The following is a 26,547-nucleotide window of genomic DNA, read 5'->3' on the forward strand; positions in this document are numbered from 1 at the left end:
CACCGAGATGATGCTCGCCGCCGCCGGCGCCCTCGCCGACGTCGTCGCCGAGGACGAACTCAACGCCAACTACATCATCCCCAGCGTCTTCAACGCGCGAGCCACGGAAGCGGTGGCCTCGGCCGTGAAGCGGGCGGCACTGGCACTCCGCCCGACGGAGTGAATCCCGGAGCGACGCCACGAAGCGCCGCTGTGCCCGACGGTACTTACCTGTACTTACCCGTCGAGCACAGCGGCGCTTCGCTTTCGCCGGACCCGTCGGAGTTCTCCCGGTGCGGGCGGCCCGGGGTCGTGACCGCGAGCATGTTGCTGTTGCCGATGTGGTTCAGTTGGTTGCTCCTGGCAGCCAGGCGGCGGAAGTCGTACCGTTCGCGGCCGGTGTGACCCCCCAGAAGTTGGACATGGTGTGGGATACGGAACCCCGAAGTTGCACAGAGGACGTCGGATTTGGGTATCCGGTCGGCAACATGGCAACTGACTCTGTGTTTGAGTGAGTAGCATCCCGCAACAACACACCTGCCCAGGAAAGGGAGCGGTTCATGACCGACGGTATGGACGACGCCGACATCCAGGCTCGGTACGCGGCACGGTTCGCGGCTGATCTGGAGAACAACGAGAAGGAGCAGGAGGCTCTCCGCGCCCGCCTCGTGAAGCTGGAGACGGAGCGCGCCTGGCTGATGGGCATGCGGGGCACGGTGGCCAAGGAGCAGGACGCTCCCGCCAAGGAGGCCGGGAAGAGCGCGGTCACGGCGGGTGTGCCGCAGCCGCGCCGGGCGAAGAAGGCGGCCGGCACACAGGGCCGCCGGAAGAAGGCGGCACCGGCCAAGGGCGCCGAGGCGCCGAAGGCGACCGCGACACGTACGAAGAAGGGTGACGGTCCCACCCTGGGTGAGCTGGTCCTCGGCCTGCTCGGCCGGCACCACCAGCCGCGTATGGTCAGCGAGGTCGTCAACGAGCTGGGCCAGGCCCACCCGGAGCGCGTCGCGAGCACCCAGGTCGTGCGCAACACCGTGGAGGCACTCGTCGCCAAGGGAAGGCTGGAGCGCGAGCGCAAGCAGGGTTCGGTGTTCTACACCGCGCCCGGGACCAAGGACGCCGCCGCACCCGAGGCAGCCGCCCCGGCCCCGGCGCCCGAGGCCGAAGAGGCCACGGCCAAGGCCTGACCGGCACACACCGGTGGCCCGGCGCCGACAATAGGCGCGGGCTGACTCCCAGGGCCCCGGCCCGCGGCACGAGGACTCCCTCGGAGCGCGCGGGACGGGGCCCGGGGTGCGGGTATCGCACCGGTGGGCTCAGGTGACCTGACGACTCATCACCCGGTGGGGCGCTCCGCGGTGACCGTGAAGTAGTCGAGGGTGCCTTCGCGATAGGCGCGCAGGAAGTTGCGGGGCCAGTCGTCGGTCTTCCACGCGACGGCCTCGACCGGGCACTGACCGAACACGACCGGATCAGCAGTCAACTGGCCATGTACCACGACGTACTCGGCACGTTGGCGCCCACCGAGGGGCAGCGTGCCCTGGAAGTCGATGCCCCGCCAGTAGCCGAAGTTGATGTATCCGCCCGCGAACATGGGCATCGAGCCCAGATCGGCCGGGCCGTACGCCTCCTGGACGGCGGGTGGGATCGGATGCGGGGTCGGATAAGGGCATTGCGTCATGCTCCACCTCCGTGGTGATGGGTGTGCCGCCGCACGGCGGCCGCACACCCAGCCCGATACCCACCATCGGTGGCCCGCATCACTTTGCCCGCGCCGGCGCGGGCGTTCGCGTCAGCCGACGGTGAGGCTGCCGCGTCCTTCGATGTAGCCGAGGCCGCTCGTGAAGCACCTCTTGACGTCGTTGGTGGGTACGGCGGTGCCCGAGAAGGTGTGGCCCGCCATGGGGCCGGAGACGGCCTCGCCGCTGAGGAAGGAGTCGACCGGGGTGTAGCCCTGGCCGCCGCCGGAGGTGGGCCGGAGCGTGGTCCGGCCGATGACGCGGCCCGTGCGGTTGGCCTTGGAGTACCAGGTGACGGTGCCGGTGCCCTGGACGCCGGTGGCTCCGGAGCAGGTCGCGAGCCCGCTGCCGCCGAGCACCAGCCGGCCGGACCTGATGTGTGGCTGGCGTCCGTCGGGTGAGGCGCAGTCGTCCAGGTCGACGGTGCCGTGGGCGGAGATGCGCCGGGGTGTGCTGGAGACGGCGGGCGTGAAGGTGATACGGCCGCCCGGCGCGGTGCGCAGGGCGCACTTGAGGGTGCCGCCCGCCCGTGCGGAGGGCTGGGCGAGGGCGGCGTCGGCGCCGGTCACGAGCAGCACGAGCGCCGCCCCGGCCGCGGCCAGTGCCGTGATGCCGCGACGTACCGGGGCGGTGGCTCCGACGGTGGTGTGAGCCCTGTCGGGCATATGTCTTCTTCCTTGCGCTGGAGGGTTCTTGCGGTCGCCTGGTCCAGTTCGAGTGACGCAAGCTAGCCGAACCATCTCCCACTTGCCAGATCCATCCCGTTTTCCCCACCCACACGGCCTACTAGACATTTGCTCCAGTCGCCCTCCTTTCGCCACGATCGCCACGCCGACGAAAGGACCCGCACATGCGATGGCGCCGTGCCGTGCCCGACCCGACAGCCCGTGCACGGAAGGGCAGCGCGGAAGGAGGCGGGGCCGCGCGGTGGGCCGTACGCCGTCCGTGGTGGGTGCTGGTGACGGCCCTGGGGCTGGGAACCCTGCTGGCCTTCGCCGCGCTCGGCTCCCCCGCCCGCCTGTCGAACGGCGGCTACATCGCGGGCGGCACCGAGGCGATGCGCGCCGAGGGCATCCTCAAGGAGCGGTTCGACGCGGGCATTCCCGATCTCGTCCTGCGCGCAGAGGCCGACGTACCCGTCACCGACCCCGCCGTGGAGCAGGCGGGCCGCGAGCTCGCCCGCCTCGCCGCGGAGCAGCCGGGGGTGCGCCGGGTGCTGTCCTACTGGACGGTCGGGGACTCCCGGCTGCTGAGCAGGGACGGGCACGCCGTCCTCGTCACCGTCGACATCCAAGGCGGCGAACACATGGCGGCGCGCCGCGCGGCGACGCTGGTCCCGCGGCTGACGGGCCGGCACGGCCCGCTCCGCGTCACGGCGACCGGCCCCGCCTGGGTGATGGCGCAGGCCACCGAGCTCAGCGGCCAGGAGCTGTTCCGGGCCGAACTGATCGGCGCGCCCCTGGCCGTACTGGTCCTGCTGTTCGCCTTCGGTTCGCTGACGGCCGCTCTGCTGCCCGCGGCCGTCGGGGGGCTCGCGGTGGCGGGCACGTTCGCGGTGCTGCGGCTGCTGACGGCGGTCATGCCCGTCTCCGCGTTCGCGTCGAACATCACCACCGCGCTCGGCTTCGGACTGGCCGTCGACTACGGCCTCTTCGTCGTCACGCGCTACCGGGAGGAGACGGCCACCGGCGGCGGCCCGGCCGAGGCCGTCGCCCGCACCATGCGCACGGCGGGCCGGACCGTGCTGTACTCCGCGGCCACGGTCGTCGTCTGCCTGAGCGCGCTGCTCCTCTTCCCGCTGGGATTCCTGCGCTCCCTGGCCGTCGCGGGGATGAGCGTGGTGGTGCTGGCGGCGGCGACCACCGCGCTCGTCCTGCCCGCCCTGCTGGCCGTCATCGGCACCCGTATCGACCGGGGCGACGCGTTCGCGCCGCTGCGCCGGGCGCGGCGGGACGACGACGCCTCGCTCTGGCACCGCGCGGCCCGCGTCGCGACGGCGCGGCCGGTGGCGACAGGCGGCTGCGCGGCCCTGTTCCTGGTGACGCTGGCGTTTCCCTTCGCCCACGTCCACTTCGGCGTCACCGACGAGCGCGTCCTGCCGGCGCGGGTGGAGTCGCACGCGACGGCCACCAGGATCGAGCGCGAATTCGACCTGCCGTGGAACCGCACCCTGGCCGTGCTGCTGACCGGCACCGACGCCGTGGACCAGCAGGAGCGGCTGGACGCCTACGCGCGTCGCGTCTCGGCCCTCCCCGCGGTGCGGGAGATCTCCACGGCGGGCGGGGTCTACGAGAGGGGCCGGCTCACCGCGGGCCCCTCGGTCGGCTCGCTCCTCTACATCACGCGGGGCGCGACCTGGCTGTCCGTGATCGGCGGCGGCCCGCCGTCCCAGGACGAGCGGCTGGTCGAGGAGCTGCGCGCGCTGCCGTCTCCCGGGCCGCACCTGGTCGCGGGCCGTCCGGCCCGGGTGCTGGACACCAAGAACGCGGTTCTGGGCGCCCTGCCGGGGGCGGCGGCGATCGTCGTCGGGAGTGTTCTGCTCCTGCTGTTCCTCTTCACGGGTTCGGTCCTCATCCCCGTCAAGGCGGTACTGATGGGGGCGCTGAGCCTGAGCGCGAGTTTCGGGGCCATGGTGTACGTCTTCCAGGACGGCCATCTCCGGGACCTGTTCGGGCACTTCACCGTCACGGGCGAGCTGGACACCGCCATGCCGGTGCTGATCTTCGGTGCCGCGTTCGCGCTCTCGGTCGACTACGAACTGTTCCTCATCTCGCGCGTCCAGGAGGAGTACCGGGCCTCGGGCGACCACCGGGCCGCCGTGGTCACCGGGATCGCCCGCACCGGCAGGACGGTCACGGCCGCGGCGGCCGTCCTCGCGGCCGCGCTGTTCCCGCTGGCCGCCTCCGGCATCACCCTGCTCAAACTCTTCGGCTGCGGGCTGGCGTTGGCGGTCCTGGTGGACGCCACCGTGGTGCGGGGCGTGCTCGTACCCGCCTTCATGCGGCTGACCGGTCACGCCAACTGGTGGGCGCCCCGGCCCCTCGCCCTGCTCCACGAACGCATGGTCCCGGGCCGGTGGCACCGGTCCGGGACCCATGGCGCCGAGGGCCTGCCGGGCCCCCGGGACACCTCGCTCACACCGGTGACGTCGTCCGCTCCCCGGCCTGGGCACCTACCGCCGCGGTCCCCTCGGTAGCGGCCGCGTCACTCGCCCCGGTGCCGTCGGGGCCGCCCGCGAGCCCGAGGCGCAGCAGCACCAGATGGGAGACGTCGGTGATCGTGCCTCCGCTGCGCAGGAGTTCCAGCGGCGGGATCTCGACGTCGAACCGCTGGCGCAGCGACACCAGCATCTCGGCGAGCATCAGCGAATCGAGGCCGTATTCGTCGAGCCTGCGGTGGTGGTCGAGGTCCTTCGCGTCCATGTGCAGGACGTCGGCCAGCAGGTGGGCCAGCGCGTCGGCGACGGCCCGTACCGCCTCCTCGGGCTCCATGGCCGCGAGGGCGCGCAGGATCTCCTCCCGGGACCGGTCCGCGTCGCCCATCCGCTCGGGGAGCAGCAGGGAGAAGCGGGGGGCGCCCAGGGAGGGCAGGAGGCCGCGCAGGCGGGACCAGTTGTAGCGGCCGGCACCGGCCACCTCGACGTCACCACCGAGCAGCCGGTCGAGTGCGGCGAACGCCTGGCGGAGCGTGAGGGGTTCGATGCCGACCGAGGCCAGGGTGCGGGTGAGGCCGTTGCGGGCGACGTATCCGGTCTCGCCGATGGCGCCCCAGGCGATGGCCTCTCCGGCGGCTCCGGCGTTGCGGCGACGGCGGGCGAGGGCTTCGAGGAAGAGGTTGGCGGCCACGTAGTTGGACTGCCTGACGTTGCCCAGGAAAGTCGTGCCGGAGGAGTACAGCGTGAACAGCTCCAGGTCCCTTTCCCCGAGGATGCGGTCCAGCACCAGGGCACCGGCCATCTTCGCCTTCAAGGTGGCGGCGAACCGCTCGTCGGTGAGCTCGGTCAGCAGGTCGTCCTCCAGCTGCATGGCGCAGTGGACGACGCCCCGCAGCGGGTGTCCGCCGGTGTCCATCTCGTCGATGACGCGCCGCATCGCGGGAAGGTCGGCGACATCGGCCGCGTACGCTGTGGCCCGTGCACCGTGCCCGGCGAGCCGGTCCAGCAGGTCCGCGGCCCCGGGAGTCCTGTCGCCGCGGCGGCCGACCAGGGCCAGGTGCCGTGCACCCCGCTCGGCGAGCCGGACGGCCGTGGCGGCACCGAAGCCGCTCAGGCCGCCGGTGACGAGATAGGTGCCGTGCGGGTCGAGGCCCGGCGCCTGGGTGCGCCGCTCGACCCGCACCGGCTCGTCCAGCGGGTCGAAGGCGACGACGACCTTGCCGACGTGGCGGGAGTGCTGCATGAGCTGGAACGCCTCGGCCACCCGGGCGGCGGGGTACACGTGGTGCGGCAGCGGGCGGTAGGACCCGTCGTGTACGCGCTCGGTGACGTCGGCGAACAGCTTGGCAACGGCACAGGGGTCGAAGGCCAGTGTGGTGAGGTCGACGCCGAAGAAGGCGATGTTGTTGCGGAAGGGGCGCAGGAGGAGTGGTTTGTTCTCGTAGATGTCCCGCTTGCCCAGCTCGATGAAGCGCCCGCCCGGTCGCAGGAGTTCCAGGCTGCGGGTGATGGCCTCCCCCGCGAGGGAGTTGACGACGACGTCCACGCCGGCTCCGCCGGTGACCTCCATGACGTGGGCGGCGAATTCCAGGCTCCGTGAGTCGAAGACGTGGTCGACACCCAGGTGGCGCAGCAGTTCCCGTTTGGCGGGGGTGCCCGCAGTGGCGATCACCCGGGCGCCGCACAGGCGGGCGTACTGCAGCACCGCGAGCCCGATGCCGCCCGCCCCGCCGTGCACCAGGACGGTCTCGCCGGCCGCGAGCCGGGCCAGGTGGCCGAGGCTGTAGTGGACGGTGGAGAAGACGACGGGCAGGGTCGCGGCTTCGGTGAAGCTCATGCCGTCGGGGATGTGCCCGATGGCCTGGGCGGCGGTGAGGGTGTGCGAGGCGAGGGAGGCGGGTGCCATCCCGAACACCCGGTCGCCCGGCCGGAATCCGGTCACGTCGGGGCCGACGGCGGTGACGATTCCGGCGCATTCCAGGCCGAGGCCGACCTCGCTGAAGGTGCCTTCGATCGCCTCGGCGGGCAGCAGCCCGACCGCCTGCATCATGTCGCGGTAGTTGAGGGCGGCCGCCCGTACGGCGATCGCGACCTGGCCCGGGCCCGCCGTGGCCGGTGTCCTCTCGGTCCAGGGCAGTTGGTAGGACAGGCCCGGGGTACGGACGTCGAGCGCGAACGGCTGCGGTCCCGTGGCGCTCACCATGCGGTGGTCCGCGGGCAGGGGCGTCTCGCGGGGTACGAACCTGCCGCCGCCCGAGGTGATCACGACTTCGGTCTCGGCGTGGTCGGCGAGGAGTTCCCGGGCCAGCCGGAGCGCGTCGGTGGCCGTCTCCCCGCTGCGGTCGAGCGAGACAGTGCGGACGGCCAGTCGTGGTTCCTCGTTGGCCAGAGTGCGGGCGATGCCCCACACGGCGGCGTCCTGGGTGGCGGTGGTCCGTTCGGGGGCCGGGAGCGCGCCGCTGGGCCGGGTCACCACGGTCAGCGGTGTCTGCCTGCCGTCCGGCAGCCCCGCGCAGGCCGCCGAGACGGCACGCAGGAGAGCCGCGCGCCGGGTGGTGAGCGCCACCAGGTCGTCCGGGTCGGTCGAGGGCGCGTCGCCCAGGACGACGCAGAGGGCCGCGCCCTGCCCGAGTTCGCCGGGCACCCACTGGGCCGCGTCCTCGTCCACCAGCCGCGCCTGGGACATTCCGCCGTCGGCCGGCGGGAGGAGCCCGGCCAGTGCCTCGGCGAGCTCCAGTTCGCCGGTGGTCTCCGCGGCGACGATCCAGCGGGTGGTGGGCGCCGTGGTGACCGGTGGTGGGGAGGCGACGGTGCGCTCGGGGGCGGCGGCGAGGATGACGGAGAAGTCCTCACGGCAGGGCATGGCGTCGTCGCCGGTGAGCACGGTGTCCGTGAAGCCGCACCGCGCGAGCAGGTCCGGCCATCGATGGGCGGGCAGCAGCAGCGAATCCGGCCGCTCGTCGTGGTCGGTACGGTTCCAGAAGCTGTCCAGCGTGCCGAAGCATGGCGCGAGGACGTATGGGTCGTGGGACTCGACCGCCAGGAGCAGCCCGCCGGGAGCCAGGACCGTGGCGACACGGCGCAGCGCGGCGGTGAGGTCCTTGGCCGTGTGGAGGGCGTTGGCCGCGACGACGATGTCGAAGCCCGCCTCGGGCAGTCCCTGGCCGTCGGGGTCGGTGTCCAGGTCGAAGGTGCGGTACGTGACGAAGTCGTACGCGGCGAAGCGCCGTTCGGCGCGGGCCAGGAAGACCGGTGAGATGTCGGTGTAGACGTACTGGGTGCGCTCGGCCGGGAGCAGCGGGAGCAGGGCGGCCGCGGCACCGCCCGTGCCGGCTCCCACCTCCAGGACGCGCAGCGGCCGGTCGGCGGGCCAGGATCGGACCGCTTCGCTCAGGAGTGCCTGCGCGAGGCGGTTGTGGAGGCGCATGGTGGCGGCGGTGTCGTAGAGCTGCTCGAAGTCGGTGAGGCTGCCGTCCGACACCAGCAGGTCCATGGGGTCCGTGCCGTCGCTGGTGAGGACGTCGCGCAGGCCGCGGACGGCGAGGCGGCTCTCGGTGGAGCCGCGCGGGAAGTCCTGTGCCAGCCGACGCAGCAGTTCCTGATCGTCGAAGGTGGTCCGGGTCAGTCTCAGCTGTCCGGTGGCTTCCCGTTCCAGCAGGCCGTGGCGGTGCAGTTCGGGGATCATCGCTTCGAAGTAGGCGGTGCGCCGCGGGTCCATGCCCGCGGTGAGAAGTGCGGCTGCGTCGAAGGGGGCGCGGGCATCCGGCAGGAGCGCCGCGATGGCGGCCGCGTGCCGGTGGGCGCTCGCTTCCTTGACTACGGTCACGAATCCTTCGTAGTCCATCTCGTGCCAGTCCGTGCGGAGCGCCGCCACGCGGTCGGCCGCTGCCGCCACGATGTCCTTGGGCGTCACCGGAGGTTTGCCCGTCACCGGCTCCGTGGCGTGCGGTGCCGCGCGCAGCACGGTGTGGTGGGAGGTCACGGCTGTGCGGTGGCCTGCGGCCAGGCGCCGCAGCCGGGATCGTTCCAGTTCGACGCTGACCGTGCCGTCCTCGTCGGTGACGACGATGTCCCAGCAGGCCTCGGCCGCCGAGAACGACCGATTGCGCACATGGATCCAGCCGGAGGCGGCGGGCGCGCGCCACACCCGGGCGGCTCCGATGGCGGCCGGGAGGTACACGTCGCCGTCGCCCACCGCGTCGGCGAGCAGCGGCGCGCCCGCCTGCAGGGCTCCGTCCAGCAGGGCCGGGTGGGCCTCGTACTCCTCGGCGGGGGCGTCGTGCCGGTAGGCGGCCAGCACCTCGCCGTCCCCCACGCGCAGTTCCGGCAGCACCTGGAAGGCGGGGCCGTACTGGAGGCCGGCGCGCCCGACGGCTTCGTAGTGCTCCTCGCCGCTCACGACGCGCGCGCAGCGTGCGTGGACGGCGGGGACGTCCAGGGGCGCGGGTGCCCGGCCGAGGAGGGTGCGGACCCTCGCCCGTACGTGAGGGCGCGGCTGCCGGGTCTGCGCGTCGGTGCTGGTGATCTCCACCAGCCCGTCGTCGGGGGTGAGGGCCGTCTGGATCCGTACGCTGCCGGCGTCCGCCCAGGGCACGACGAGGGGGCGGGTGATCTCCAGGGAGTCGACCTCGGCGGCGGCGCCGAGGGTGAGGCGCCCGGCCGTCAGGGCCATGTCGACGTAGGCCGTGGCCGGGACGACGACGGAGCCGGCGAGTTTGTGGTCGACGAGCCAGGGCGTGAGCGCCGGTTCGACCGCGCCCTGCCAGGTCGGCAGCGGGGACGGCAGCCGCTCGCCGAGGAGCGGGTGGTCCAGGAGCCCGGAGCCGCTGGTGCGCAGCCATGTCTGCGGGGTGCCGTTCCAGTGGCGCTCCCGCTGCCAGGGGTACGCCGGCAGCGCCGTGACCCGGCCCCGGCGGGGGAAGTGCACGCTCCAGTCCACCTGGGCGCCTTGGGCCATGAGTGCCGTCACGGCCTGACTCATGGCCACGCGTGCGTCGACGCCACGCCGCAGGGTGGCCGTCACAGCGATCGGCGCACGGGGCCGGGTGGCGGCGATCCGTCGCAGGTAGGAGCGGAGCACGGGGTGCGGTCCGATCTCCACCAGGACGTCCGTGCCGTCGTCGAGGGCGTGCTCGACGGCGGCGGCGAACCGGACGGGCTCACGGACGTTGCGCCACCAGTAGTCGGCGTCCAGGCTCGTGCCGTCGACCGGTCCGCCGGTGACGGAGGAGATCATCGCGATGTGTGCCGGGGCGGGCCGCAGTCCGGTCAGCTCCGTGGACAGGGGTTCCCGGATCGGGTCCATCGCGGCGCTGTGGAAGGCGTAGTCCAGGTCGAGTTCCGTGCAGGCCACTCCTTGCCGGGACATTTCCTCGGCGAATTCCCTCAGCTGTACCGCGGGCCCGGCGACGGTCACGTCCCGCGCGCTGTTCACCGCCGCCACCTCCAGCCCGGGGTGGGCGATGAGGAGTTCCCCGGCGCGTGACGCGGACAGGCCGACGGCGGCCATGCGGCCCATGTGGGCGGTGGCCGCCTGGGTCCGGCTGCGCGCGGCGACCACCCGCGCGGCCTGCTCCAGGTCGAGGGCGCCTGCGACATGGGCGGCGGCGACCTCTCCGACGCTGTGGCCCAGCACGGTGTGCGGTACGACGCCCTGCTCCTGGAGCATCCGTGCCACGCCGATCTGCACGGCGAACAGCAGTGGCTGGGCGATCTCGGTGAGCTCCAGGCGCGCCCGGTCGGTGGGTGCGGTGAGCTCCTCCGTGACCGACCAGCCCAGGTGGGGAGCGAGGGCCGCGTCGACGGCCGCGACGGCTTCCTTGAACACCTCGTTGTTCGTGAGCAGTTCGGCTCCCATGCCCGCCCACTGCGAGCCGTTGCCGGAGAAAACGAACGCGACGCGGCCGTGTCCGACCGCCTGCGCGGTGGTGCCGATGGCCTCGTCGTCGCGCGGGGAGGGGATGGCCGGGGGCTCCGCGGCGCTCGCGGGAGCCGCTTCTCCGGCGAACCGGCGCAGCCGCTGGGCGGCGGTGCCCGCCGTGGCCAGTACGGCCGCGCGATGCGGGTGCTTCCCGCGCCGCAGACAGGTGGTGTACGCGATGTCGTAGAACTCCTGCGACGTCGCCTCCGACAGCCGGTCCGCGAGGTCGGCCGCGGCCTTCTCCAGTGCCTGCCGGGTGCGGGCGGAGACGATCACCGGCAGTGCCACGGGCTCCGCGGCCGGGTCGCTTTCGCGTGGGGCGGACGGCAGGGCCGGGGAGGAGGTGAGGATGACGTGGGCGTTGGAGCCGCCGAACCCGAAGGAGTTCACGCCCACGACGGGGCGCCCGGTGACGGGCAGCGGCCTGAGCCGCTCGGCGGGAGCGAGGTTGAGCGCCGCGAAGTCGATGTCCGGGTTGGGCGGGGAGGCGTGCAGGGAGGGCGGGATCGCCCGGTGCCGGAGCACCAGCAGGGCCTTGAGGAGGCCGGCCATGCCGGAAGCGGGCTCCAGGTGCCCGATGTTGGTCTTGACCGAGCCGATCGGCAGGACGCCGCCGGTGCGGTTCCTGCCGATGGCGCGGCCGATGGCCCTGCACTCCAGCGGGTCGCCGACCAGGGTGCCGGTGCCGTGCGCCTCCAGGTAGACCAGCTCGTCGGGGCCGACGCCCGCCTCGGCGTACACGGCGCGCAACAGCTCCTCCTGCGCCTCCGCGTTGGGCAGCGCGAGGCCCATCGTCCTGCCGTCGCTGTTGGACGCGCTGCCCAGGATCACCCCGTGCACGCGGTCGCCGTCGGCGATGGCGTCCACGAGCCGCTTGAGGACGACCAGGCCACCGCCCTCCGCGCGCACGAACCCGTCGGCGTGTGCCGAGAAGGACGCGCACCGGCCGGTGGGCGAGAGCATGGACGCCTGGCAGAACCCCACATAGTGGTAGGGGCTGAGCAGCACGTTGACGCCGGCGGAGAGCACGGCGCGGCTGCTGCCGTCCAGCAGGGTCCGGCAGGCCCGGTCCAGGGCCACCAGGGACGAGGAACAGGCGGTGTCCACGGCCATGCTCGGGCCGCGCAGGTCGAAGAAGTGGGACAGCCGGTTCGCGGCGATCGACGAGGCCGAGCCCGACATCGTGTAAGCGTTGACGGACTCCGGCACCATCATCTGCAGCCCGCCGTAGGAGGTGTCCGAAACCCCCACGTACACGGCCGTGTCGGAGCCCGCGAGGCGGTCGGGGGCGATGCCGGCGTCGTCCAGCGCCTCGACTGCCAGTTCCATCAGCAGCCGGTGCTGGGGGTCCATCCGGGCCGCTTCCTTCGGCGCGATGCCGAAGTAGCCCGCGTCGAACGCCGTGACGTCGTCCAGGAAGCCGCCCGCGGCCGTGTAGCTCTTCCCGGCGCGCGGCATGGCGGTGTCGACGAACCTCCGTGACTCGAAGCGGTCCGGCGGCACCTCGCCGATCACGTCGCGGCCCTGCTCCAGCACCTCCCAGAGCCCGTCGAGATCCCTGACTCCGCCGGGGAACCGGCATGCCGCGCCGACCACCGCGATCGCCGGATCCGAAGCCGCGGTCCTGAATTCACGCATGTGCGAACAGCTTTCCTCTTGGGGCCGATGGACAGGGACGCCCGACGGGCAGGGCGAGTACGTGCTGCGCGGTCATCGCTCCACCGCGGTGCCGTGCGGCCGGGTCTCGGGGATCCAGCCGCACGGCACGTGCGCGAGACCATAACTCATCCCGATATGTCGGTTGTGTTCATCCGCTGTGCCATTCGGGTACCAAGCGTGAAAGCCTCCAGGTGCGCGATTCTTCTCTTTGTATGACTCTGTATGACCCGTGCTCGGCCCGGCGGTCGAGGAGTTCCCACCGTCCGCCGGGCCGGACCGGCGGGCGGTGGGGCGGGTCAGCCGACGTGGACGCGCGGACGGCGGGTGAGGTCGGGTTCGGCCCGGCGCAGGACCTCGCGCGTGACCGGGGCGACCTCGCCGTCACCGAAGACGAGGAACCGCAGCAGGTGGCTGAGCGGGTGTCCTTCGGTCCAGTTGAAGTACGCGTGGGGCACCTGGCCGGTGCGGTCGCGCAGTTCGAGCAGGACCGCGGCGATGGTGTTGGGCACCCCGGCGCCCTGCACCCGCAGGATCTGGATGCCGTAGCACTCCTCGCCCGTGACGGTGACATCGGTGGCGAAGTCGGAGGAGTCGCGCACGGTCACCTCGAGGAAGAGGACGGGCCCGCCGCTCGGGATGTGGGTCTCCTCGCGCTGGGTGTACTCCTTGGCGTGGTACTCGGCAGCGTCGCGCTCCTGCGGTTCGTTGGCGATGACCCGCAGCGGCCCCGAGGCGGCCGCGTCGTCGATGAGCCGGGCGGCGGTCTCGTCGAAGGTGACGTCGGCGGCCCGCAGTTCGAAGGCCCGGTGGACCCGGGAGGCCAGCGAGGTGAGCAGGATGCCCACGATGAACAGCGACGCGATCTTCAGGCCGTCGGGGCGCTCGATGACGTTGGTGACCAGGGTGTAGCCGAAGACGGCGGTGATGAAGCCGAACCCGACGGCGGCGACGCGGTGGCCGCGGTGGTGTGCCGCGATGGTGGCCGCGAAGGACGCGGACAGCATCAGCACCAGCACACCGGTGGCGTAGGCGCCGCCCTGGGCGTCGACGTCGGCGTCGAAGAGGAACGTGACGGTGAAGGCGGTCGCCATGAAGAGCAGGACGAGCGGCCGGACGGCCCCGGCCCACTCCGGCGCCATCCCGTAGCGCGGGAGATAGCGGGGCACGAGGTTGAGCAGCCCGGCCAGCGCGGAGGCGCCCGCGAACCACAGGATCGCGATGGTCGAGATGTCGTAGACCGTGCCGAACGCCTCGCCCAGGTGCTGGTGCGCCAGATAGGCCAGCGCGCGCCCGTTGGCCGCGCCGCCCTTCTCGAACTCCTTGGCCGGGATGAGGATCGTGGTGGCCAGGCTGCTGACGAGCAGGAACCCGCTCATCATCAGGGCGGCCGTGGTGAGCAGCTTGCGGGTGTCGCGGATGCGTCCGGCGGGCTTCTCGTGGGTGTCGGTGGCATCCCCGCGGACCTGCGGCATCACGGCGACGCCGGTCTCGAAGCCGGACATGCCGAGCGCCAGGCGCGGGAAGACCAGGAGGGCCACGCCGATCATGGCCATGGGCGAGGAGTGCTCGGCGGACGCGGCGTGCCACCAGTCGCCGACGGCGACGGGGTGGCCGGCTATCTGCCAGACCGCGCTGACGAGCACGACGACGTTGAGCAGGAGGTAGACCGACACGAGCACCACGGCCACGTCGATCGCCTCGCGGAAGCCCTTGAGGAAGACCGCGCCGAGGGCGGCGATCAGCACCAGGGTGATCCACATGCTGCCGCCGTGCATCCAGTGCGGCGCGAAGGGGTTCTCCACGGCGTGCGCCGAGGCGTCGGCCGCCGACAAGGTGATGGTGATCATGAAGTCGGTGGCGGCGAAGCCGAGCAGCACCAGCACGAAGAGCTTCCCCGCCCACCAGGGCAGCAGCCGCTCCAGCATCGCGATCGAACCTTCGCCGTGCGGGCTCTCCTTGGCCACCCGGCGGTAGACGGGCAGGGCTCCGAGCAGCGTGAGCGCGATGAGCACGAGGGTCGCCATCGGCGAGAGCAGGCCGGCGGCGAGCGCGGCGATGCCCGGCTGATAGCCCAGCGTCGAGAAGTAGTCGACGCCGGTCAGGCACATCACCCGCCACCACCGGTTGCCCTTGTGCTCGGCCGGCGGGGTGCCGTGCGGTCCGGGGTGCCGGGCGGACTGCTCGCTCAGCCCCTCCAGCAGCCAGGCCCGCCAGGGGCGGGTGGCTGATTCCGGTTCGGGTGGATTGTCGACCTGCGTGGCACTCATCGGTGGTCCCCTGTTGGATCATTCGGGCAAGAGGAGCGAGTATCCATCAGGCCCTCGTCCGCCCATTCCCCGGGGTTCACAGCGCCGGAACGGGCACCCTTTTCCGGCATTTCAACATGAAGCGGGACAAACATGCCGCGAAGGGACTCGGACGTTCACGGGCCCTGGACCCCGCGGCCCGCACACCGACCGCGGGGATGCCGTACGGATCAGGCCGCCGCGACCCCGGCGGCCGCGCCGCCCGGGGACTCAGCCCCGCCGGGTGCGGGAGCGCGGACGCAGGAGCGCCGCCGCCAGTACGGCCGGGGTGACGAGCAGCATGGTGAGCGTGACCACGGAGGTCGCGCGCAGCACCTTCTTGCCGGTCGACGGGGCGGCGTTGTGGTACGAGGGGTGACGGGGCCCGGCTCCTGGCGGGCGGGTCGGCGGCTTCGGGGCCGACGTCGAGGGTGCCGAGGGCGCCGAGGGAGGGGAGACGCGAGGCGGCGCCTGGACGACGGGGGCGGCGCCCGGCGGGAGTTGGGCGGGTGGCGCGGGGGCGGGCACCGGGGGCGCGGGGGCGGCGGGAACCGCGGGTGCGGGTGCGGCGGGAGCCGGTGCGGGTGGTGCGGCCGGTGGCGGGGCGGGTACGGGTGGCACCGGCGCCGGAGCCGGTGGCGGTGCGGGGGCGGGAGGGGCCGGTGCCGGGGCGCCGGGCGCCGGTGGGGCCGGGGGTGCGGGAGCGGGCGGGGCAGGGGCCGGAGGCGCAGGAGGAGCGGGGGCCGGAGGCGCGGGAGGCGCCGGGGCCGGAGGCGCGGGAGGCGCCGGGGCCGGCGCGGGCGGAGCGGGCGCGGGAGCACCGGGCCCGGGCGGTGCGGGAGCGGGGGCAGGAGGGGCGGGGGCAGGGGCTCCCGGGCCCGGTGGGGCGGGCGCGGGAGCACCGGGGGCCGGGGCAGGAGGGGCAGGAGCCGGTGCGGGAGGGGCGGGCGGCGCAGGGGCTGGGGCCGGTGGAGCGGGCGGCGCGGGGGCAGGGGCCGGAGGAGCGGGCGGCGCGGGGGCAGGGGCCGGAGGGGTGGCCGGTGGCGCGGGGGGCGGCGTCGCGGGGCAACCCCACCGCACGCTCACGTGCGTTGCGAGGCTCGGGACGTTGCCGGTGGCGGTAAGACAGTCCTGGCCGTTGTCGTCCAATGTCGCGTTCAGGACGCCGTGCAGGACGCTCGCGTCCACATGGGAAGGCGGGTGCGGCCACAGCAGGGGCGGCAGGTGGTGCAGGACGGCGGTCTCCGAGGCGAGGCCGCCCACCGTGGAGTCCACCCCCACGTCGTCCGCGATCGCCTGGCCGGTCACCGTGAGCACGGCAGCCGTTGCCAGCATCACCGAATAGCCCGCTCTCCTCCACCCCGTCACGCGGAACAGCGTGCACACCCCACCGCGCTTCCGTCCCCGGTTCCCGCGAGATTCCTCCGATGGGCGGAAAATGACCTCAACACAACACATCCGCCGGAGACGGGTGTCCGGCGGTCCGCCGCGTCATCGACGGGCCGTCAGGAGCCGCTGTCCAGCGCCTCTTCGTACGAGCCGGCCGGCTCGCGAGCACGCGCCCTCACCCCGCGCCGAACACATGGGGACCCAGGTGTGCGAGGGCCGAACTGACGTGGTGCAAGATACGTTCTCGCGCGCCGGTCCCACCCCCGAGGCCCGGCGCGGACTTGATCGTCGGGACAGGCAGGTATTAGGTGACGATTCATCACTCCGGGATTCCGGCGGCGTCCTGCGCCGTCGCTCCGCCCTCCGCGACGGAGGCGGGGCGGCGATGAACCACGCTCTGACGCCGCACGACGTCATCGTCGCCGGCATCGCGGTGGCCGCCGGCCTGGCCGCGGCCCTCGCCCTGCGGGTGATCCTGCGCCGGCTCGCCGTGCGGGCCGCCAGGACCCGCTGGGGCGGGGACGACATCATCGTCGACGTGCTGCGCACGCTGGCGCCCTGGTCCGCGGTGGCGATCGGCCTGGCCGCGGCGGCCGCGGCCCTCCCACTGACCCACCGGGTGGGGCACAACGTCAATCAGGTACTGACGGCCCTCGTCATGCTGACCGCGACGTTCACCGCCGCCCGGGTGATCAGCGGGCTGGTGCAGTCCGTGGCGCAGTCCCGGTCCGGTGTCGCCGGATCGGCCACGATATTCGTCAACATCACGCGCATCGCCGTCCTGGCGATGGGTTTCCTCGTCATCCTCCAGACCCTCGGCATATCCATCGCCCCGCTGCTCACCGCCCTCGGCGTGGGCGGTCTGGCGATCGCCCTGGCCCTGAAGGACACCCTGGCCAACCTCTTCGCGGGCGTGCACATCCTCGTCTCGAAGACGGTCCACCCCGGCGACTACATCCGCCTCAGCAGCGGCGAGGAGGGGTACGTCCGGGACATCAACTGGCGCATCACCGTGGTCGAGCAGCTCAACAACAACCTGGTCATCATCCCGAACGCCAAGCTCGCCGGCACGAACATGACCAACTTCAGCCGCCCCGAGCAGAAGCTGTCCGTCACGGTGCAGGTGGGCGTCGGCTACGACAGCGACCTGGAGCACGTCGAGCGGGTCACCGTCGAGGTCGCCGAGACGGTGATGAAGGACGTCGCCGGAGCCGTCCCCGACCACGAACCGGCCATACGCTTCCACACGTTCGGGGACTCCCGGATCGGCTTCACGGTGATCCTCGGAGTCGGTGAGTTCAGCGACAAATACCGCATCAAGCACGAATTCATCAAGAGGTTGCATCAGCGGTACCGCGCCGAAGGCATCCGGATACCGTCCCCGGCGCGGACCGTCGCCTTGCAGCAGGGCGGGGGCCCGGTGATCCCGCACCCCCGCACGCCTCTCGACACCGCACCGGACCGCACCGGCTGACCTCACTCGCCGCACACCGTTCGGCATCCGCACGTTGTACACCCGCGCGTACACCGTGCCGTACGGGGTCTATCCTGGGCCGAGGAAAAGGAGGCCGCATGCCGATCGCCGAAGAGCAGCCGAAGCAGACGATCCAGTCGGTGTGGACCCGTCCCCAGCGCCGCAAGCGGGAGCAGCCCACGCTCAGCCGTGAGCAGATCGTGTCCGTCGCCCTCGAACTGCTGGACGCCGACGGGATCGACGCGCTGAGCATGCGGAAACTCGGCACCCGGCTCAACGCCGGTGCCACCTCGCTGTACACACATGTGACCAACAAGGACGAGCTCATCGAACTGGTCGTGGACGAGATCTACGGCGAGGTCGAGGTGCCCGACGCCACCGGGACGCGGGAGGAGTGGCGCTCGGCCGTCATCAGCTGCGCCCGGAGCGTGCGTTCCGTCTTCCACCGGCACCCCTGGGTCGTCTCCGCCCTGGGCGAGGCGGGAGTGGTCTCCTTGGGGCCGAACGCGATGCGGCTGTCCGAGGGCATGCTCGGCATCTTCGAGGAGGCCGGCTTCTCGCTGGAGCAGGCCGACCTCGCGGTGAACGCGGTCGTCTCGTACACCATCGGGGTCTCGACCACCGAGGCCGCGTGGCTGACCCGGCTCGCCCGCAGTGGGATGAGCGAGCAGGAAGGGGTGGACAGCCTGCGGCCGGCGGCCGAGCAGGCCGCGCAGGCATACCCGCGACTGAGCAGGCTGTACGCCGCGCAGCAGTGGCAGACGGACTCGGGCGACGCCCGTAACGACAATTTCGCCGACGGGCTCGAATGCGTCCTCGACGGCCTGGAGATGCGGCTCCGCCGCTCGTAGACCACCGCGAGCCGGCATGACTTCGCCCCCACCCTTTCGAAAGCAGAGGGTGGGGGCGAAGTCATGCCGGCCGTTCCTGGGCTACCAACCGGTGCCGATCCGGGAGCGGTCGCCCAAGGCGTTGCCGCCGGTGCCCGGGTAGAAGTAGAGACCGCCGGTGGAGCCGACGGGTGCCTCGACGGCGGCCACGTCGCCCTTTCCGTCACCGTTGAAGTCGGCTCCGGTCAGCTGCCGCATGGTGTCCCAGCCCGTGCCGAGCTGTGTGCGGCTGCCCAGGGTGTCCGTTCCGGCGAGGGTGCCGCTGCCGGGGTAGGCCCACAACTTGCCGTCGCGGTCCACCGCCACGAGGTCGGCGATGCCATCGGCGTTCAGGTCGCCGGGGCTGGTGAGTTCGGTCATCGAGTCCCAGCCGGTGCCGATCCGGACGCGGTCGCCCAGGGTGCCGCTACCGGTGCCGGGATAGGCCCACAGCGTGCCGTCCTTGTCGACGGCCACCAGGTCGGGCCTGCCGTCCTTGTCGACGTCCATCACGGTCAGCCCCCGCATGGTGTTCCAGCCGGTGCCGATCCGGACCCGGTCCCCCAGGGTGTCCATACCTCTGGCGGCACCGGTGCCCGGGTACAGATAGAGGTTGCCGGTGTCGGAGTCGACGGCGAGCAGGTCGGCCTTCCCGTCGCCGGTGAAGTCGCCCGCGGCGAGCTTGCCGAGACCGCCCCAGCCGGTGCCGATCCGGACGCGGTCGCCGAAGGTGCCGTGACCGGTGCCGGGGTAGAGCCAGAGGCTCCCGGTGTCGGTCTCGACTCCGACCAGGTCGGCCTTGCCGTCACCGGTGAAGTCGGCGGCGGTCAGGTGGGCCATGCCCGCCGGGGCGGGAGCGTCCGGCCAGGGCATACGCGCGACCATGCGCTCTCCCCTGGCCTCGTTGACCATCCACAGCTCGTCGCTGCCGGGCCAGTAGGAGAGGTTCTCCAGGCTTATGCCGGTGCGTGTGGCGAGGCGTACGGGCTCGTCGAGCCGGGCCTCGTACAGACAGCTGGGGATGTCGTCGCCACCGTCGATGAACTCCGGGCAGGCCCCGGCGAGGGCGAACCGGCCGTTGTTCATGGCGACGCCCTGCGTGCCGCCCATCGGGGAGGCGAAGGCGTCCGACGCCTGCACGTGCCCCGAGGCGTCGGCCTTCAGCCGGCCGGTGGCCGGGTCGATGGGCCAGCGCACGATCGGCGCGGTGGCCCTGCCGAACTTGCCCTCCACGCTGTGGGGGTCGCCCTCGGCGGTGACCAGGGCGGGTGCGGAACCACTGAGGTCGAGCGTCGCCGCGGTCAGGCACGGGCGCTGCGGGACGCCGGCGCCCTCGTACGTCCCGCAGCCCGAGCCCGCGCCGGTGTACGCGTAACTGCCGGTGCGTGGCAGGACGTAGTCGTAGCCGCCCCCGTGCGTCCGGCCCGCCGCGTCGACGCCGACCGATGTGTCGGTGGTGGCGTCCATCTTCCAGATCTCGTTCAGGTCGAACACGTCGAAGCCGCTGCCGATGGCCGCGACATACAGTCGGCTGCCGGCCCACACCACGTTGTTGGCGTGCCCTCCCAGGGCGGCGAAGTTCTTGCTGTCGTCGGACAGCCCGACCAGGAGGGCGTGCCGGTAGCTGATGTGGGCCGGGTCGGTGACGTCGGCGAAGGTGATCCGCTCCGCCTTGTCGCCGGGCGCGTGCCAGCTGGAGATGAGCACCTTGCGGCCGTTCACCAGGGCCTGCGCCTGGGGTGACTCACCGGAGCCGGCGATCCCCTGCGGGAACCAGCCGCTGGTGCCGTCGTCCTCGGCCGACCAGCAGAAGCCCTGTCCTCCGGCGATGCCGGACGAGTGACAGAGGGGGCGGGCCGGGGTGTTGCCCGCCGTGTCGGCCAGGACGCCGTTGACGCCGGTGCGTCCGAGCGAGGAGTGGGCGGACTTGAAGGTGGCGACGCGCCCCGCGTCCCGGCCGTTGTCCCACTGGAAACCCAGGCCGTCGGTGCTGATACGGGTGACCGCGTTGTAGGTGGCGACCGCGCCGTCGGGCAAGGAGACGGGGGCGGCGACAGCCGGGCCGCCGGCCGCGAGCCCCACTGCCAGGGACGCCAGCGCGCCCAGGGCCGCGAAGACCGTGCGGGGTCCGCGGATCGGTCTCGTCATGGCGATGCTTGTCCTTCCGGGAGGTGAGGGAAGGCCGCCGCCGGCCGTGGAGGTGACGGCGGCCCATGATGCCCTGTCAGGAGTAGATGCCCCAGCCGCCACCGAGGTCGGTCGGATCGGTGTAACCACCGTCGCCCTTGCCCCAGTACACGAGCGCGTGACCGTCCGACTTCCGACGCACCAACAGGTCCGGGACCTTGTCACCATTGAGGTCACCGACACCCGTGATCACGTCGTACTTGTCCCAACCGGCACCCAGATCCGTGGGATCGGTGTACGTACCGTCACCCTTGCCCCAATACACCAGAGCGTGCCCGTCGGACTTACGACGCACCAACAAGTCCGGGACACCATTGCCCTTGAGATCACCCGCATTCGTGATCACGTCATACGCGTCCCAGCCACCACCGAGGTCCGTCGGGTCGGTATATCCGCCGTTGCCCTTGCCCCAGTACACAAGCGCGTGGCCATCAGACTTACGACGCACCATCAGATCCGGGACCTTGTCACCGTTGATGTCACCCACACCCGTGATCGAGTCATACGCACCCCAACCACCACCGAGGTCGGTCGGATCGGTGTAACCACCGCCGGCCTTGCCCCAGTAGACGAGGGCATGACCGTCAGACTTACGACGCACCAACAGGTCCGAGACCTTGTCACCGTTGAGGTCACCCACACCCGTCATCGCGTCATAGGCGTCCCAGCCACCACCCAGATCCGTCGGGTCGGTGTACGTACCGTCGCCCTTGCCCCAGTACACCAGCGCATGGCCGTCCGACTTCCGGCGCGCCAACAGATCAGAGACACCATCGCCGTTGAGGTCACCCACGTTGACCAGCGGCGACGTGGTGGAAGCCGCGCCCTCGTCGGGATAGGGGTCGGCCTTGTCCGTGCTGAGGCCGGTCCCAGGAGCGCATGTCCATGCGCGCGCCCCCTGGTCCTTGAGGATCAACTCGGCGATGAGTATCTGCTGCTTCTTCGTGGCCAGGTCGGGCCGGGCGGCGTACGCGGTGCCCCCGTAGTGCCGCCAGTTGTCCATGTTGATCTGGAGGCCGCCGAAGTACATGTGGTGGGAGTCGATGATGCTCCAGTCGCCGCCGCTCTCGCACTGGGCGACCTTGTCCCAGGTGGCGACCGACGCGGCGCTCGCGGGAGTGGCGCCGAGGGCACCGGCGGCGAGGGCCGCGCTGACGGTGAGCACCGCGGCGGCGTCACGGAACCGCGAGGTGGAGGGCGTGCGGGTGTTCTCGGGCATGGGGATCCTTGCCGTGTGAAGGGGTGGGGTGTTGCCGATGCCAGGGGTCCGGGCCGTGCGGCGCACAGTCAGAGCCCGGACCCCTGCCGACGAGCGGGTCAGGAGTAAATGCCCCAGCCGCCACCGAGGTCGGTCGGATCGGTGTAACCACCGTCGCCCTTGCCCCAGTACACGAGCGCGTGACCGTCCGACTTCCGACGCACCAACAGGTCCGGGACCTTGTCACCATTGAGGTCACCGACACCCGTGATCACGTCGTACTTGTCCCAACCGGCACCCAGATCCGTGGGATCGGTGTACGTACCGTCACCCTTGCCCCAATACACCAGAGCGTGCCCGTCGGACTTACGACGCACCAACAAGTCCGGGACACCATTGCCCTTGAGATCACCCGCATTCGTGATCACGTCATACGCGTCCCAGCCACCACCGAGGTCCGTCGGGTCGGTATATCCGCCGTTGCCCTTGCCCCAGTACACAAGCGCGTGGCCATCAGACTTACGACGCACCATCAGATCCGGGACCTTGTCACCGTTGATGTCACCGATACCCGTGATCGAGTCATACGCGTCCCAGCCACCACCGAGGTCGGTCGGATCGGTGTAACCACCGTTGCCCTTGCCCCAGTAGACGAGGGCATGACCGTCGGACTTCCGTCGGACCAAGAGGTCGGAGACCTTGTCGCCGTTGAGGTCGCCCACGCCCGTCATCGCGTCATAGGCGTCCCAGCCACCGCCCAGATCCGTCGGGTCGGTGTACGTACCGTCGCCCTTGCCCCAGTACACCAGCGCATGGCCGTCCGACTTCCGGCGCGCCAACAGGTCCGACACGCCATCGCCGTTGAGGTCACCCACGTTGACCAGCGGCGACGTGGCGGAGGACGCGCTGTCGACGATCTTGTCGTAGCGGCGGGGGCTGAAGGTGCCGTGGCCGGGCCAGTACGGGTAGGGGACGGTGCTGTGCTTGGCGTAGCCGTTGGGCTCGCCGCCGGACTCCTCGTACGCCTCGTACTTCGTGTGATCGGCGTCGGCCCAGCCGCCGAAGATGGCCACGTGGCCGCTGGCCCCGGAGGAGGGGTTGAGCAGGATGTCGCCGGGCTTGAGGGACTCCTTGCTGATCGAGGAGGTGAAGTCCAGCAGCGTGCCGGTGGTCTCCCCGTAGTTGTTCGCGGAGGATGAGCTGAGGTTCCAGGCCATGGAGACGAAGCCCGAGCAGTCGGTGCGGTATCTGCCGTTGGCGTCGGAGCGGTACCTGTTCATGCTGTAGGGGACCGCGATGTCCGTCCAGGTCTTGGCTCTCTGTATGACCTCGTCGCGGCTTATCGTCCCGCCGACGCTGGAGTCGGCGGTCAGTGAGCGTCTCTTGCCCTTGGGGGCGGCGGCGTCCAGCTGGGCGCGGGTCGCGGTGGTGGGGTTCGGCACGGTCGGGGTGAACGAGTTCAACGTGCCGTGGTCCGTGGCCTTCTTCGTGTTCTGCGCGGTGGCGGGGGCCTTGGCCTGCGTCGCCGCGAACGTGACGCCGGCGTCCGTGAGTGTCACAGCACCGACCACGGCGGTGGCGAGGGCGATACGAAGTGGCAGGTTCATGTCACATTCCTTCTCAAGAGGCGAGGGCGCGCGGGAGTTCCGCGCGACTGCCGAGAGGCCCCCCGCTACGAACCGATGGGAACACCGTACGCAACTCCGTACAGTGTTCGCAAGCCCCGTACGCCGTGCGCGCGGCCGCCCGGAACGGGAATGCCCGCCACCGCTTCCCGGGCCGGACACCGGCCACGCCGTACGACGGCGATCACGCCCTGCCCCTCGGCGCCGGACGGCTGAGCATCAGCGGCGACGTGACGCTCCACCAGGGCCCGTGGCTCTCCCCGGCCGGAACGCCTCACACACGCCCGAATCACACCATTGGTCATTGAATCGAGGAAAATGACGCCTTGATGCTCCCTGCCTCCTAGGGTGGCCACCGGTACGGTCGGGGCCGCTGTCTCCGGCCTGCCGCCGTGCGGTCAGGAGGGCTCGTGGAGTACCTGCGCCTGCTGCGGAAGCCCACCGTGCTCGTGCTGTGGCTGGCCCGCGGCCTTTCCGTCATCGGTGAACGGTTGTACGCGGTGGCGGTGATGTGGAGCGTCTACGCGAGCACGGGCTCGGCCTCGCTCATGGGGTTGGTGGCGGTCCTCGAATCGGCACCCTATGTCGTCCTCGGCACGCTGGGACGGCACCTCGTCGCCCGCTTCTCGTCGTGCCGCGCGCTGGCGTGGCTGGACGGGGCGCGGGCGGCCGTGACGGCCGCGCTGCCGTTCCTCTGGTCGCCCGACACCCGCGGGACATGCGTGCTGTTCGCCGTCGTACTGCTGCTCGGCGTCCTCGGCGCCCTCTTCGACCCGAACCTGGAGGCCCTGGTGCCGGGCCTGGCCGAGGAGGAACGCGTGCACCAGGTGACCGGGTTGTTCGACCTGACCGCGCGCATCGCCCTCATCACCGGCCGGGCGAGCGCCGGGCTGCTGCTCCTGGTCTTCTCCAGGATCGAGCTCTTCGTGTGCGACGGAGCGGCGTTCGCCGTGTCCGCGGTGGCGCTCGGCCTGCTGGCCCGGCACGGCACCGTGATGGCCGGCAGGCCGTCGGCCGCGCGGCCGTCGGCGCGGGCCCGGCCGCTGCTCCGCGCCCATCCCCGCGTCGGGCTGGCGATCGGGGTGTACGGCCTGCTGCCGCTGTGTTCGGCCGCGACGACCGTGGGGATGCCCGTGCTCCTCGCCACCCGGTACGGCGCCGGGGCGGGTGTCTACGGCCTGCTCACGGCGGCCGTCGGCGTGGGCGCGCTGATCGGCAATCCGCTGGCCGGCCACTGGCGGCCGACAGGCTGGTTCGCCGTCTGCTGCGGCGCGTGGGCGGTGGACGGGGTGGCGACCGCGTGCATAGGACTGGTGGGACGGGTCTCGGCGCTGGGGCTGCTGTCCGCGCTGACCGGGCTGGTCGCGCCGGTGGCGGCGGTCTCGCTGCGGGCGCGCCTGGGGAGGTTCCCGCCCACCGAGCGGGTGCGGCTGATGGCCGTCGAGCACACCGCGACGCGGCTGGGCGGCATGGCGGGCATAGCGCTGCTTCCGCTGGTGATCCGTGTCTCCCCGCGCGGCTCCTTCCTTATGGCCGGGGCGACGGTCGCCGTGCTGGCGGCCGGGGTGCACGCCCTGTCCACCCGGCTGCCCCGGACCGCGCCCGCGCCGGGCGCGGCGGAGGGCGGCGGCACGGCGGTGGCGGGTTACTGACAGGGGAGGCGACGCCGGCCGGGGCGACATCTCTCGTACAGGCCGGTGAACATCACCGCTCCACGGCCCGGCATGCCGGGCCCCCGCACCGAGCGGTGTCCTACAATCCGGCCATGCGTCGACGTCCCGCAGTGGCGATCACCATTCTGGCCGCGCTCGCCACCGTACCGGGCTGCTCCAGCGGCACCGCGCCGGAAGCCGCCGGCACGGTCTCACCTTCCTCTTCCTCTTCTTCTGCCCCTTCCTCTTTTTCGGCCGCGTCGCAGACACCCCAGTGGACGGTCGGCCGGATGCAGAGCGCCCATCCGTTCCGCCACCAGCTGGGGGTCTCCCACACCCCGCCGCCGACCGAGACGAACGCCCGGGTGGGCGCGGTGTTCAGCCACGACGTGTCCGGCGACCACTTCTGCACCGGGAGCGTCGTGGACAGCCCGGGGAAGTCCATCGTCATCACCGCGGCACACTGCATCCACTCCGGGAAGGACGGCGACTACAAGACCGACCTGACCTTCGTGCCCGGCTATCGCAACGGCCAGTCGCCCAACGGCATTTGGCCGGTCAGCAAGATGGTGGTGGACGACCACTGGGCGCAGTCCTCCGACCCCGACTACGACGTGGGCTTCGTCATCGTCGGCAAGGTGGGCGGCAAGCGGATCGCCGACATACTGGGCGCGAACCGCTTCGGCTACAACACGGGGTTCGACAAGCACGTGCAGATCACCGGCTATCCGTCGAGCGGTGACAGCCCCATCTCGTGCGTCAACAGAACCACGAAGTTCCAGGCGGACCAGATGAAGGTGGACTGCACCGGCTACAGCGGCGGCACCAGCGGCAGCCCCTGGCTGACCGACTTCGACCGCGTCACCCACACCGGAGAGGTCATCGGCGTCATCGGCGGCTACCAGGCCGGCGGCGACACCGACGACACCTCCTACAGCCCGTATTTCAACGACGCGATCAAGGCGCTGTACGACAAGGCGGTCAGCGCCGGAGGCTGAGTCCCTGGCCGACCTCGAAGGCCGCGGGCGCCGTCGCGTTGCCGGCGTCGTCGTAACGCATGGCGCAGTACGTCCAAGGCGCGCCGACGGCCAGCGGGCCGCGCATCCGGGCGAGAGCACGGGTAAGAACGGCGTCTCTCAAGACAGTCCTCCATGATCGGCAATCGGGGAGACGTCCCGACTTTCGCAGAGCCGTCGAGCGCCGACGAGGGGGAGCATCCGCTTCCGGTCACCCGCGCGGGGCGAGGCTTTTGGGGAGGAGGCCGCTGTTCGGGGGTGTGTGCGTGCGGTGCGCGGCCGCGATCGCCGCGGCCCGGCGCCGGCCCGTGTTCCCCCGGATGACGCGAATTGGTACGGACAAGTCCGTTCCGGAAGGGCAGCGTTGGGCCGGATCGTACAGCCGACGAAGGTGAGGACGGATC

15 protein-coding genes are annotated in these 26,547 nt (G+C 71.8%); 6 read left to right on the forward strand and 9 right to left on the reverse strand.

Annotated features, from left to right (window positions below; genetic code table 11):
- The first annotated feature begins 539 nt into the window (after window positions 1–539).
- Window positions 540–1,163 carry a hypothetical protein gene (locus AB0435_RS28135; protein ID WP_366008146.1) on the forward strand — a complete coding sequence of 208 codons (624 nt, stop codon included), beginning with the start codon at window positions 540–542 and terminating at the stop codon, window positions 1,161–1,163.
- A 149-nt stretch (window positions 1,164–1,312) separates the two neighbouring features.
- On the opposite strand, the gene AB0435_RS28140 is transcribed toward AB0435_RS28135, so the two are convergent.
- Window positions 1,313–1,657: a hypothetical protein gene (locus tag AB0435_RS28140; RefSeq protein WP_366008145.1), complete on the reverse strand. Its 345-nt coding sequence runs from the start codon at window positions 1,655–1,657 to the stop codon at window positions 1,313–1,315.
- Window positions 1,658–1,768: 111 nt separating this feature from the next.
- Entirely contained in the window at window positions 1,769–2,380 is a 612-nt protein-coding gene (locus AB0435_RS28145; protein WP_366428241.1) for a hypothetical protein, read from the reverse strand.
- Window positions 2,381–2,565: 185 nt separating this feature from the next.
- Between AB0435_RS28145 and AB0435_RS28150 the strand changes: the two genes are divergently transcribed.
- Entirely contained in the window at window positions 2,566–4,911 is a 2,346-nt protein-coding gene (locus AB0435_RS28150) for an MMPL family transporter (protein ID WP_366428242.1), read from the forward strand.
- Here the strand turns inward: AB0435_RS28150 and AB0435_RS28155 are convergent.
- From AB0435_RS28155 to AB0435_RS28165, 3 genes are all read right to left on the reverse strand, one after another.
- Window positions 4,850–12,427 carry an SDR family NAD(P)-dependent oxidoreductase gene (locus AB0435_RS28155; protein ID WP_366428243.1) on the reverse strand — a complete coding sequence of 2,526 codons (7,578 nt, stop codon included), beginning with the start codon at window positions 12,425–12,427 and terminating at the stop codon, window positions 4,850–4,852. The genes AB0435_RS28150 and AB0435_RS28155 overlap by 62 nt on opposite strands.
- Before the next feature lie 317 nt (window positions 12,428–12,744).
- Window positions 12,745–14,715, reverse strand: a complete 1,971-nt coding sequence (locus AB0435_RS28160) for an amino acid transporter (protein ID WP_366008141.1) — start codon at window positions 14,713–14,715, stop codon at window positions 12,745–12,747.
- Between the two features lie 249 nt (window positions 14,716–14,964).
- Window positions 14,965–15,261: a hypothetical protein gene (locus AB0435_RS28165; RefSeq protein ID WP_366428244.1), complete on the reverse strand. Its 297-nt coding sequence runs from the start codon at window positions 15,259–15,261 to the stop codon at window positions 14,965–14,967.
- A 1,246-nt stretch (window positions 15,262–16,507) separates the two neighbouring features.
- Here AB0435_RS28165 and AB0435_RS28170 point away from each other — a divergent pair.
- Together AB0435_RS28170 and AB0435_RS28175 are read left to right on the forward strand one after the other, a co-directional pair.
- Window positions 16,508–17,596 carry a mechanosensitive ion channel family protein gene (locus AB0435_RS28170; protein ID WP_366428245.1) on the forward strand — a complete coding sequence of 363 codons (1,089 nt, stop codon included), beginning with the start codon at window positions 16,508–16,510 and terminating at the stop codon, window positions 17,594–17,596.
- A 98-nt stretch (window positions 17,597–17,694) separates the two neighbouring features.
- Entirely contained in the window at window positions 17,695–18,447 is a 753-nt protein-coding gene (locus AB0435_RS28175) for a TetR/AcrR family transcriptional regulator C-terminal domain-containing protein (RefSeq protein ID WP_366428246.1), read from the forward strand.
- Between the two features lie 81 nt (window positions 18,448–18,528).
- Here AB0435_RS28175 and AB0435_RS28180 read toward each other — a convergent pair whose 3' ends face one another.
- From AB0435_RS28180 to AB0435_RS28190, 3 genes are all read right to left on the reverse strand, one after another.
- Window positions 18,529–20,613, reverse strand: coding sequence for a VCBS repeat-containing protein (locus AB0435_RS28180; protein ID WP_366428247.1), 2,085 nt, complete (start codon window positions 20,611–20,613; stop codon window positions 18,529–18,531).
- Between the two features lie 76 nt (window positions 20,614–20,689).
- The gene (locus AB0435_RS28185) at window positions 20,690–21,871 is read right to left on the reverse strand and encodes an FG-GAP-like repeat-containing protein (RefSeq protein WP_366007991.1); all 1,182 of its coding nucleotides are present in this window, start codon (window positions 21,869–21,871) and stop codon (window positions 20,690–20,692) included.
- A gap of 98 nt (window positions 21,872–21,969) precedes the next feature.
- Window positions 21,970–23,457, reverse strand: a complete 1,488-nt coding sequence (locus tag AB0435_RS28190; protein WP_366007992.1) for an FG-GAP-like repeat-containing protein — start codon at window positions 23,455–23,457, stop codon at window positions 21,970–21,972.
- A gap of 428 nt (window positions 23,458–23,885) precedes the next feature.
- Here AB0435_RS28190 and AB0435_RS28195 point away from each other — a divergent pair, with 428 nt between their 5' ends.
- Together AB0435_RS28195 and AB0435_RS28200 are read left to right on the forward strand one after the other, a co-directional pair.
- Window positions 23,886–25,127 (forward strand): MFS transporter, encoded by a 1,242-nt coding sequence (locus AB0435_RS28195; protein WP_366428248.1) that lies wholly within the window; start codon window positions 23,886–23,888, stop codon window positions 25,125–25,127.
- Between the two features lie 113 nt (window positions 25,128–25,240).
- Window positions 25,241–26,125 (forward strand): trypsin-like serine protease, encoded by an 885-nt coding sequence (locus AB0435_RS28200; protein ID WP_366007994.1) that lies wholly within the window; start codon window positions 25,241–25,243, stop codon window positions 26,123–26,125.
- Here the strand turns inward: AB0435_RS28200 and AB0435_RS28205 are convergent.
- Window positions 26,109–26,267 carry a hypothetical protein gene (locus AB0435_RS28205; protein ID WP_366007996.1) on the reverse strand — a complete coding sequence of 53 codons (159 nt, stop codon included), beginning with the start codon at window positions 26,265–26,267 and terminating at the stop codon, window positions 26,109–26,111. The genes AB0435_RS28200 and AB0435_RS28205 overlap by 17 nt on opposite strands.
- Window positions 26,268–26,547 lie beyond the last annotated feature (280 nt).

The sequence above is a fragment of the Streptomyces sp. NPDC051173 genome, assembly GCF_040689515.1.
GTDB lineage: Bacteria > Actinomycetota > Actinomycetes > Streptomycetales > Streptomycetaceae > Streptomyces.

What these genes read in the sequence shown, in the direction of transcription:
- AB0435_RS28135 (WP_366008146.1), top strand. Translation starts at nt 540, where the DNA reads ATGACCGACGGTATGGACGACGCCGACATCCAGGCTCGGTACGCGGCA.
- AB0435_RS28140 (WP_366008145.1), bottom strand. Translation starts at nt 1,657, where the DNA reads ATGACGCAATGCCCTTATCCGACCCCGCATCCGATCCCACCCGCCGTC.
- AB0435_RS28145 (WP_366428241.1), bottom strand. Translation starts at nt 2,380, where the DNA reads ATGCCCGACAGGGCTCACACCACCGTCGGAGCCACCGCCCCGGTACGT.
- AB0435_RS28150 (WP_366428242.1), top strand. Translation starts at nt 2,566, where the DNA reads ATGCGATGGCGCCGTGCCGTGCCCGACCCGACAGCCCGTGCACGGAAG.
- AB0435_RS28155 (WP_366428243.1), bottom strand. Translation starts at nt 12,427, where the DNA reads ATGCGTGAATTCAGGACCGCGGCTTCGGATCCGGCGATCGCGGTGGTC.
- AB0435_RS28160 (WP_366008141.1), bottom strand. Translation starts at nt 14,715, where the DNA reads ATGAGTGCCACGCAGGTCGACAATCCACCCGAACCGGAATCAGCCACC.
- AB0435_RS28170 (WP_366428245.1), top strand. Translation starts at nt 16,508, where the DNA reads ATGAACCACGCTCTGACGCCGCACGACGTCATCGTCGCCGGCATCGCG.
- AB0435_RS28175 (WP_366428246.1), top strand. Translation starts at nt 17,695, where the DNA reads ATGCCGATCGCCGAAGAGCAGCCGAAGCAGACGATCCAGTCGGTGTGG.
- AB0435_RS28180 (WP_366428247.1), bottom strand. Translation starts at nt 20,613, where the DNA reads ATGACGAGACCGATCCGCGGACCCCGCACGGTCTTCGCGGCCCTGGGC.
- AB0435_RS28185 (WP_366007991.1), bottom strand. Translation starts at nt 21,871, where the DNA reads ATGCCCGAGAACACCCGCACGCCCTCCACCTCGCGGTTCCGTGACGCC.
- AB0435_RS28190 (WP_366007992.1), bottom strand. Translation starts at nt 23,457, where the DNA reads ATGAACCTGCCACTTCGTATCGCCCTCGCCACCGCCGTGGTCGGTGCT.
- AB0435_RS28200 (WP_366007994.1), top strand. Translation starts at nt 25,241, where the DNA reads ATGCGTCGACGTCCCGCAGTGGCGATCACCATTCTGGCCGCGCTCGCC.